This is a genomic window from Vibrio genomosp. F10 str. 9ZD137 (assembly GCF_049974785.1).
In the GTDB taxonomy this organism is placed as follows: domain Bacteria; phylum Pseudomonadota; class Gammaproteobacteria; order Enterobacterales; family Vibrionaceae; genus Vibrio.
In genome coordinates, this window is the sequence record NZ_JBNGCJ010000808.1 from 1 (window position 1) to 5,308 (window position 5,308).

Annotated in this window: 7 protein-coding genes; all 7 read right to left on the minus strand. The window is 44.1% G+C overall.

Annotation, left to right across the window (positions count from 1 at the left end; translation table 11 throughout):
• The coding region (locus ACP45E_RS18560; protein WP_069585404.1) for a phosphatidylglycerophosphatase A at positions 1-405 on the minus strand (405 nt) is incomplete at its 3' end.
• The gene (thiL, locus tag ACP45E_RS18565; RefSeq protein ID WP_017035059.1) at positions 402-1,376 is read right to left on the minus strand and encodes a thiamine-phosphate kinase; all 975 of its coding nucleotides are present in this window, start codon (positions 1,374-1,376) and stop codon (positions 402-404) included. The genes thiL and ACP45E_RS18560, both read right to left, overlap by 4 nt.
• Before the next feature lie 126 nt (positions 1,377-1,502).
• Complete coding sequence (gene nusB, locus ACP45E_RS18570; RefSeq protein WP_017035058.1) at positions 1,503-1,973, minus strand: transcription antitermination factor NusB; 471 nt, start codon at positions 1,971-1,973, stop codon at positions 1,503-1,505.
• Entirely contained in the window at positions 1,973-2,443 is a 471-nt protein-coding gene (ribH, locus tag ACP45E_RS18575) for a 6,7-dimethyl-8-ribityllumazine synthase (protein WP_017035057.1), read from the minus strand. The genes nusB and ribH overlap by 1 nt, the downstream gene beginning before the upstream one ends.
• 219 nt (positions 2,444-2,662) lie before the next feature.
• The gene (gene ribBA / locus ACP45E_RS18580; protein ID WP_017038725.1) at positions 2,663-3,799 is read right to left on the minus strand and encodes a bifunctional 3,4-dihydroxy-2-butanone-4-phosphate synthase/GTP cyclohydrolase II; all 1,137 of its coding nucleotides are present in this window, start codon (positions 3,797-3,799) and stop codon (positions 2,663-2,665) included.
• A gap of 92 nt (positions 3,800-3,891) precedes the next feature.
• Entirely contained in the window at positions 3,892-4,548 is a 657-nt protein-coding gene (locus tag ACP45E_RS18585) for a riboflavin synthase (protein WP_017035055.1), read from the minus strand.
• 1 nt (position 4,549) lies between these two features.
• Positions 4,550-5,308, minus strand: a 759-nt coding sequence (gene ribD / locus ACP45E_RS18590) for a bifunctional diaminohydroxyphosphoribosylaminopyrimidine deaminase/5-amino-6-(5-phosphoribosylamino)uracil reductase RibD (protein WP_069585406.1), incomplete at its 5' end; no start/stop codon positions are given.

Sequence of the window (5,308 nt, forward strand, 5' to 3'; positions counted from 1 at the left end):
CCTTTTATCAAGCCAGCCAATAGGCCAGGGTTTGACCATATCGAAGAAACGGAAGAGTACAAAACCAGCCGCTATCCATTTCCAATCAAAAATGGAGATACCTAACATGGGTACAATCAGCATCGTTATCCAGAAACCGACAAATTCATCCCAAACGATAGAGCCATGATCGTGGACTTTCATATCATCAGACGTGATTTGACAGATTTTCACACCAATAATCGCTGACGCAAGAATAACGACAATAAATAACCACAGAGGAAGCTGAACCAATAACAGATAAAATGGAATCGACGCTAACGTCCCCATTGTTCCTGGAATAATGGGAGAAAGTCCACTCCCAAATCCCGTCGCTAAAAGGTGCCAAGGGTTTTGCAAAGAAATTCTAGAAAGAGGGTTTGTCATTGTTTTCCCTTAAAATGATCGTATCCATTCAGTTGCCAGTCCAGTACTTTATCACCCTTTTTTAACTCAAACGTGCCAATAGGACGAATTTGACCGATACAAGTGATTTTTGTGCCCGTATGACTGAGGGCGCTTTCGATGGACCCTTTATTGTATTCTGGCACAGTAAAGCACAACTCATACTCTTCCCCACTGGTTAATGCATATTGCTGTGCAATGGATTGCTCTTGGGTAAAACCCATCAACTCTTTAGATAGTGGCAGCGCATCGACATCAATGGACGCACCGACCCCTGAACGAGTCATAATATGACCGAGATCGGAAATAAGCCCATCGGAAATATCAATCGCAGATGAAGCCAAATTAAGCAGAGCTTGCCCTACGAGCACCCTAGGTGAAGAGAGATAGTGGCGCTCTTCCAAAACCTTTGCGTACTGTTTATGCGCATTCACGTTGTCTAAGATGACATCCAATCCTGCTTTGCTGTCGCCCAGATCACCAGTGACATATATCCAGTCCCCTACTTTTGCTCCACTGCGGCGTAGCGCTTTTTCTTCTGGTACAAAACCCTGCACAGTTAAAGTGAGACTAAGTGGGCCTTTGGTTGTGTCACCACCGATCAATTGCAGGCCGAAGTAGTCTGCTAAACGAAAAAACGAATCACAAAACGGAGCCAGCCATTCTTCATTAGGTTCTGGCATCGTTAATGCGAAAGAGACCCATGCTGGCGTCGCTCCCATTGCAGATAAATCACTGATATTTGAGGCCAGCGCTTTATGAGCTACCCAGCTAGGGTTAGCATCCGCTAAAAAGTGAGTCCCCGCGACAAGCGTATCAGTGCTAATCGCGATGGCGACATTACTGGGGCTTTTCACTAGTGCGCAGTCATCACCCGCGGCAAGTAAGACATCTTTACGCTGCGATTGACGACCAACAAAATACTTATCAATTAGATTAAACTCACCAGACATAATGAATGCTCATACCCTTAAGACAAACAAGAGAAGGACGCAACTTAAGGTAAATAATCCCTTTAATCGCCCAGTATTAGTCATAAAAAAGGCCAGCATAAGCTGACCTATTTTGATTATTATTTTTTATTTCTTCTTACGAACGTGTGGTGCAGCCTTATCAAGGACACCATTCACGAACTTGTGGCTATCTTCAGCTGCGAATACTTTTGCAAGTTCAATCGCTTCATTAATTACCACTTTGTAAGGTACATCTTCACGACGAGTCATCTCGTACATAGCAAGACGAAGCAAAGCCAGTTCCATAAGATCCAAATCCTGCATAGGACGAGATACGAATGGACGAAGTTTGCTGTCCAATTCCATATGACTAAGTGCAACACCAGTCAGTAGGTCGCGGAAGTATGCCACATCGGTTTCTGGTGCGATTAGAGCAGGCTCAGCAGCATGATGCTCTTCTTCATCATACTTTCCACCAGATATAAACTGTTCTTCAACTACGGCAACATTTTCTTTGCTAATTTGCCATGAGTAAATTGCTTGTAGAGCAAATTGACGTGCATTACGACGTGCGGCTGGTTTCACACTGGCCCCCATTAGGAATCGATTTCAGAAAGAACGTTGATCATCTCAAGTGCGCTTAGTGCAGCTTCTGCACCTTTGTTACCAGCCTTGGTTCCTGCGCGTTCAATAGCTTGATCGATGGTATCAACAGTAAGGACACCAAATGCAACTGGAAGACTAAATTCCATAGACACTTGTGCCAAACCTTTATTACATTCACTACAAACATAGTCGAAATGAGGCGTACCGCCACGAATTACCGTACCTAAAGATACAATCGCATCGAACTGACCAGTCTTAGCTACACGCTGAGCAACTAATGGAAGCTCAACGGCACCTGGACAACGGACAACAGTAATGTTCTCGTCGCTAACCTGACCATGACGTTTTAAAGTATCGATTGCACCAGAAAGCAGGCTTTCGTTAATAAAACTATTGAAACGAGCAATAACGATAGCAATTTTTGCATTTGGCGCTGGGAAGCCACCCTCGATCACTTTCATAAGCCTTCCTTTAACTATGTTCATCAAGTGAGAATCGCCGGATTCTAGCATAAAACTGTGAGCAATATCTAATAGATATTGAAGTTAATGCGAATCGCTGGCTTGTCTAATTTAAATTTCTGATAGTGATAGAAAATCACTGTTATCGATAAAAAAGGAAGCAAGCGCTTCCTTTTATAACGTGAATTAAGGCATAAGCTTACTCAAGCCCTACCCTATTTATTCACACACGTATTCAATCACATTTAGACCAAAACCACCAAGTGCATGGTAACGTTTTGAGCTAGAAGACAATAAACGCATATCGGTCACACCAAGATCCGCTAAAATTTGAGAACCAACACCGACGCGGCGTGACGTTCCTTGCTTTTTAGCCATCGTCGGCGCTTCACCTTTATCTTGAGCTTCGAAGACTTTCACTTTGTGGATGAGCGATTCAGGCGTCTCTTCATTGCCTAAAATCACCAATACTCCGCCTTCTGAGCCAATGCGCTTCATGGCTGATTCTAATGTCCAACTGCGCTCGGTTCCGCGATCGGAGTGTAATAAGTCGGTAAAAGTATCGTGCAGATGCACACGGACTAACGGTGCTTGATCGGCTTCCTCTTGAGCAAGGCTGCCTTTAACCACATCTTCTTTAATCATGGCATGATGGATTTGGTTATCGATGGTATCTCTGAACGTGACCAACTCAAAATCGCCAAATTCTGTCGGCAATTTACATTGACCAACGCGCTCTATCGTTGTCTCTGTATTGTTTCGATACTCAATCAGATCCGCGATGGTGCCTAATTTTACATCATGCTTTTTAGAAAAGACTTCTAAATCTGGGCGACGCGCCATAGTGCCGTCATCATTTAGAATCTCAACAATAACAGAAGCTGGCTCTAAACCGGCTAATCGACCTAAATCGCAACCCGCTTCAGTGTGGCCTGCTCGCGTCAATACTCCACCGTCTTGAGCGGTCAACGGGAAGATATGCCCAGGTTGAACAAGATCTGCGGCTTTTGCGTCTTTTGCAACCGCCGCTTGAACCGTAACAGCTCTATCAGATGCTGAAATTCCGGTAGTCACTCCCTCAGCAGCTTCAATCGATACCGTAAAATTAGTCGTGAACTGGGCGTTGTTATCTTGCACCATCGGAGGTAAACCCAATCTTTCACAGCGTTCTTTTGTCATTGTTAAACAGATTAATCCACGCCCATGAGTCGCCATAAAGTTAATCGCTTCTGGCGTTATGTACTCTGCGGCCATGATCAAATCGCCTTCATTTTCTCGGTCTTCGTCATCCATAAGAATAACCATTTTACCAAGGCGAATATCTTCAATAATTTCTTCTGGCGTGCTAATTGACATGCTTAATTCCTATATTCCAATGTCTAAGTTCTCTTGCTTGCTTCTTCAATGACAGCAAACATGAACACTCAATTACCAATAGAGACGGGCTCTTATGCAAAGCCGTTTTGTTGTAAAAACTCCATGCTCAAACGAGATTTGGGCTCGGATTGCTCTTGCTGACCTTGAAGTAACCTTTCCATGTAACGCGCAAGCAGATCCACTTCAAGGTTGATCTTGCGACCCACTTGGAAATCGTTAATCGTGGTTTCTTCACCCGTGTGAGGCACGATGGTAAGTTTAAAGGCATTTTTACGTAAGTCATTCACGGTTAAGCTAATACCATCGACGGTAATTGAACCTTTTTCTGCAACATACTTTGATAGTTCGGCCGGCATTGCAACCCAAAACTCAATAGCTCGGCCCGCTTGATGACGCTCGATAATTTCACCGACCCCATCAACATGACCCGAGACGATATGTCCACCAAATCGAGTGGTCGGTAACATCGCTTTTTCTAAGTTAACCTTATCGCCCGCTTTATAATCGGTAAAACCTGTTTTATTCAATGTTTCTAAAGAAAGGTCTGCGGTATAACTCGACGAATTGAAGTCGACAACGGTCAAACATACCCCATTGGTTGCGATACTATCACCCAACTTCACGTCGGACATATCAAGTTTACCAACATTGACCGTAACGCTAATATCTTCACCTTTCGGTACGATAGACGCGATATGGCCGACTGTTTCTACTATTCCTGTAAACATGTTATTTATCTTTTTGTTTTAGTGTTGCTACGATTCGAATATCTGGCCCCACTTGACGCAGGTCTTGGATGGATAACTCATGAGTGTCGCTCATCGATTCAAACCCAAGGGCACCAAAGAGGCCACGGCCATCACTGCCCATAATTTTGGGCGCCAAATACAATATAAGTTCATCAACAAGGTCAGCGTTAATCAATGATTTCGCCAATGTCGCCCCCGCTTCAACCCAGATGTTGTTGATATTGTGTGATTCTACTAAGTCTTGAAATGCTTTGTCTAAATCAATCTGTCCGCTTTGATTTAAGCTGGCAACGATATCTCCAGTTTCAGACACGGTAATAACCGCCCCTGACGACTGATATAAATTCAGTGACGCCGAAAGTTGTCGTTGACGATCTAGAATCACCCGAGCGGGTTGACGAACCTCATTAGCAGGGTAATGAGATTGAATACTGGCCGGCAAGTCATCCCAGCGCACATTTAATGAGGCATTGTCTTCGATGACTGTCTTACTGGTTGATAATATTGCGCATGACTTTGCTCGATACGCTTGAACGTTTTGACGAGACTGAGGAGACGTAATCCATTGGCTAACCCCATTACTGAGTGCCGTTTGTCCATCTAAGCTCGCGGCTATTTTAAGCTGAACGAATGGGCGACCCGTTTTCATGCGTTTGATAAAAGCTGGGTTTAATGCTTCAGCCTCCGATTCAAGTAAACCCACGTCGACCAATATGCCAGCCTGTCGAAGCATTTCGAT

Bases quoted from the DNA above. Each gene is read 5' to 3' on its own strand.
- thiL (WP_017035059.1), bottom strand. From the start codon at position 1,376: ATGTCTGGTGAGTTTAATCTAATTGATAAGTATTTTGTTGGTCGTCAA.
- nusB (WP_017035058.1), bottom strand. From the start codon at position 1,973: ATGGGGGCCAGTGTGAAACCAGCCGCACGTCGTAATGCACGTCAATTT.
- ribH (WP_017035057.1), bottom strand. From the start codon at position 2,443: ATGAAAGTGATCGAGGGTGGCTTCCCAGCGCCAAATGCAAAAATTGCT.
- ribBA (WP_017038725.1), bottom strand. From the start codon at position 3,799: ATGTCAATTAGCACGCCAGAAGAAATTATTGAAGATATTCGCCTTGGT.
- ACP45E_RS18585 (WP_017035055.1), bottom strand. From the start codon at position 4,548: ATGTTTACAGGAATAGTAGAAACAGTCGGCCATATCGCGTCTATCGTA.